We start from the raw sequence: 3610 nt of genomic DNA on the forward strand, positions 1-3610 counted from the left end.
CGGCGACCCGATCGAGGCCCAGGCGCTGCTGGCGACGTACGGGCAGGGGCGGTCGGAGGAGCGTCCGTTGTGGTTGGGTGCGGTGAAGTCGAACATCGGTCATACGCAGGCTGCTGCGGGTGTGGCGGGTGTGATCAAGATGGTGTTGGCGATGCGGCATGGGGTGTTGCCGCGGACGTTGCATGTGGACGAGCCGAGTTCGCATGTGGACTGGGCCGCTGGTGAGGTGCGGTTGTTGACGGAGTCGGTGGCGTGGCCGGAGACGGGGCGGGTTCGGCGGGCGGGGGTGTCGTCGTTCGGTATCTCGGGGACGAACGCGCACGTGATTCTGGAGGCGGCGCCCGAAGTTGACGTGGAGCCCGAGGCGGAGGGTGAAGCCGCACCGGCGGACGGTGCCGGGACGGTGTGGGTGGTGTCGGGCCGTACGGAGCAGGCGCTGCGCGGCCAGGCCGAGCGGCTGGTGTCCGCGGTGGAGGGCCAGAACCCCGCAGCGGTGGGCGCTGCCTTGCTCTCCCGGTCGCTCTTCGACCACCGCGCGGTGGTGGTGGGCGCTGATGCGGCCGAACTGACGGCCGGGCTAAGGGCGTTGGCGGCGGGCGAGCCCCGTGCGGGCGTGGCGCAGGGCGAGGCAAGGAACGGGCGCCGGATCGCGGTGCTGTTCACCGGCCAGGGTGCGCAACGGCTCGGCATGGGGCGGGTGTTGTACGGGGAGTGCGAGGTGTTCGCTGCGGCCTTCGACGAGGTGGTGGCGGAGTTGGACCGGCACCTCGATGTCCCGCTGCGGGATGTGGTGTGGGGCGAGGACGCGGAGGAGCTGAACTCCACGGGGTGGGCACAGCCCGCGCTGTTCGCGGTCGAGGTGGCGTTGTTCCGGTTGCTGGAGTCCTTCGGGGTGCGTGCGGACTATCTGCTGGGGCACTCCATTGGTGAGGTGGCGGCGGCTCATGTGGCAGGGGTTTTTGACCTGCGGGACGCCTGCCGGCTCGTGGCGGCGCGGGCGCGTTTGATGCAGGCGCTTCCGATCGGTGGGGCGATGGTGGCCATTGCGTCGCCGGAGGAGGACGTACGGCCGTACCTGTCCGACGAGGTGTCGCTCGCGGCGGTCAACGCGCCTGGCTCCGTGGTCGTTTCGGGTGAGGCGGGCGCGGTCGAGGCGGTCGGTGAGCACTTCAAGGCGCAGGGTGTGAAGACGACCCGGCTGCGGGTCTCGCACGCGTTCCACTCGGCGCTCATGGACCCGATGCTGGCGGACTTCACCGCGGCGATCGCCGATGTGGCGTTCGCCGAGCCCCGTGTCCCCGTGGTGTCGAACCTGACCGGCGAGCCCGCGGACATGACGTCCCCCACGTACTGGGCGCAGCAGGTCCGTTCGGCGGTGCGGTTCGCCGACGGGCTGGCGTGGCTGGCCGGGGAGGGCGTGGACACCTTCGTCGAGGCGGGGCCGGACGCGGTGCTGGCCGGACTGGTCGGCCTCAACGGGATCGCGGACGCCGCCGCCGTGGCCCTGCAACGCGGTGACCGTACGGGGGTCCAGGTCGCACACCACGCACTGGGCCAACTCTTCGTGCACGGCGTGCCGGTGAGGTGGGACGGCCTGTTCGGCGAGCGCACGCCCGGCTGGGTGGACCTGCCGACGTACGCCTTCCAGCGCCGCCGTTACTGGCCGCAGGCGTCCCTCGCCGGGGGCGACGTGACCGCGGCCGGGCTGGCGTCCGCCGAACACCCGCTGCTGGGTGCGGTGGTGTCGGTGCCGGAGACGGGCACGGTAGTGCTGACGTCGCTGCTGTCGCTCCGTACGCAGCCGTGGCTGGCCGACCACGCCGTCCAGGGCACGGTGCTGTTCCCCGGCACCGGCTTCGTGGAGTTGGCAATCCGCGGCGCTGACGCCGTGGGGGCGGGCGGGCTGCGCGAGCTGATCGTGGAGGCGCCGCTCGTCGTCCCCGGGACGGGGAGCGTCCAGGTGCAGGTCGTCGTGGACGACGGCACCGCGGTCGTCTACGCCCGGCCCACCGGCGACGACCCCTGGACCCGGCACGCGAGCGCCGTACTGGGCGACGCCTCCGCCGCCGGGTCGGCCGGGTGGCAGTGGCCCCCGTCCGAGGGCGCGCCTGTCGACGTCACCGACTTCTACGCACGGATGGCCGAGGGCGGCTTCGCGTACGGCCCCGCGTTCCAGGGCCTGCGGCAGGTGTGGCAGGCCGACGGCACGGTCTTCGCGGAGGTGTCCGTCGGCGCGGACGAGGCCGACCGGGCCCGTAGGTTCGGGGTACACCCGGCGCTGCTGGATGCCGCGCTCCAGGCGAGCACGTTCGCGGGGCTGGAGCCCGCGCCCGCCGGCCGCATGCCGTTCAGCTTCTCGGACGTGACCTTGCACGCGGGCGGCGCGACGGCGACCCGGGTCCGGGTCACCCGCAAGGGACCGGACAGTGTGGGCGTCGAACTGGCCGACAGCAACGGTCAGTTGGTGCTGAGCATCGGTTCGTTGGTGATGCGGCCGGTGGCGGCCGGCGGTGTGTCCGGTGGTGTGCGGTCGGGGCTAGTGCTGGGGTTGGACTGGTCGTCGGTGGTGGCGGTGCCGGAGGAGGTGCCGGGTGCGGGTGTGGCGGTGTTCGGTGTGTCGGAGGAGCTTGAACCGCGTGCGGATGTGCTGGTGTTGGCTGCGTACGGTGCCGGGGGCGATGTGGTGGGGTCGGCGCATGGGCTGACCGGTTGGGTGTTGGGTCAGGTGCAGCGGTGGCTGGGGGATGAGCGGTTTGCCGGGAGCCGGTTGGTGGTGGCGACGCGGGGTGCGGTCGAGGCCGGGCCGGGGGAGGCGGTCGCTGATCTGGCGGGTTCGGCGGTGTGGGGTCTGGTGCGGTCGGCGCAGGCGGAACACCCCGGGCGGATCGCCCTGGTGGACGTCGAAGCGTCGGCCACCTCTCTGGACATCGATCTCATCGCCAAGCTCGCGGCTGGTGGGGAGCCGCAGGTGGTCGTTCGGGAGGGTGTCGTCCGTGCGGCGCGCCTGGTGCGCGTGACGGCCACCCCGGACGCTCCGGATGCGGAGTCTGCGGGCTTCGGAGACGGTACGGTGCTGGTCACCGGTGGTACGGGCGGGCTCGGGCGGGTGGTTGCCCGGCACCTGGTGCGTACGCACGGTGTGCGGAGCCTGCTGCTGGTCAGCCGGCGCGGTCTCGCGGCTGAGGGCGCACCGGAGTTGGCCGATGAGCTGGGCGCGGAAGGCGCCGAGGTGACCGTCGCGGCGTGTGACGTGAGTGACCGTGATGCGCTGGCGGAGCTGCTGGCCGAGGTGCCGTTGGCCGGTGTGGTCCACACGGCGGGGGTGGTGGACGACGGGCTGGTCTCGTCGCTGACCGCGGAGCGGTTGGCCCGGGTGCTGGCGCCGAAGGTGGATGCGGCCTGGAATCTGCACGAGCTGACCCGTGACCGCGACCTCACGCACTTCGTGGTGTTCTCCTCGCTCGCGGGTGTGCTGGGCAGTCCGGGGCAGGGCAACTACGCGGCGGGCAACGTCTTCCTGGACACGTTGATGCAGCACCGTCGTCAAAGCGGGTTGCCCGGGGTGTCGATGGCGTGGGGCCCCTGGTCTCAAGGTGCGGGCCTGACGGGT

1 protein-coding gene is annotated in these 3610 nt (G+C 72.4%); it reads left to right on the forward strand.

Annotated elements, in window-relative coordinates:
* A partial coding sequence (locus WA788_RS35085; protein WP_443034147.1) for an SDR family NAD(P)-dependent oxidoreductase occupies positions 1-3610 on the forward strand: 3610 nt, incomplete at both ends.

This window comes from Streptomyces sp. CA2R106, assembly GCF_037034245.1.
In the GTDB taxonomy this organism is placed as follows: Bacteria; Actinomycetota; Actinomycetes; order Streptomycetales; family Streptomycetaceae; genus Actinacidiphila.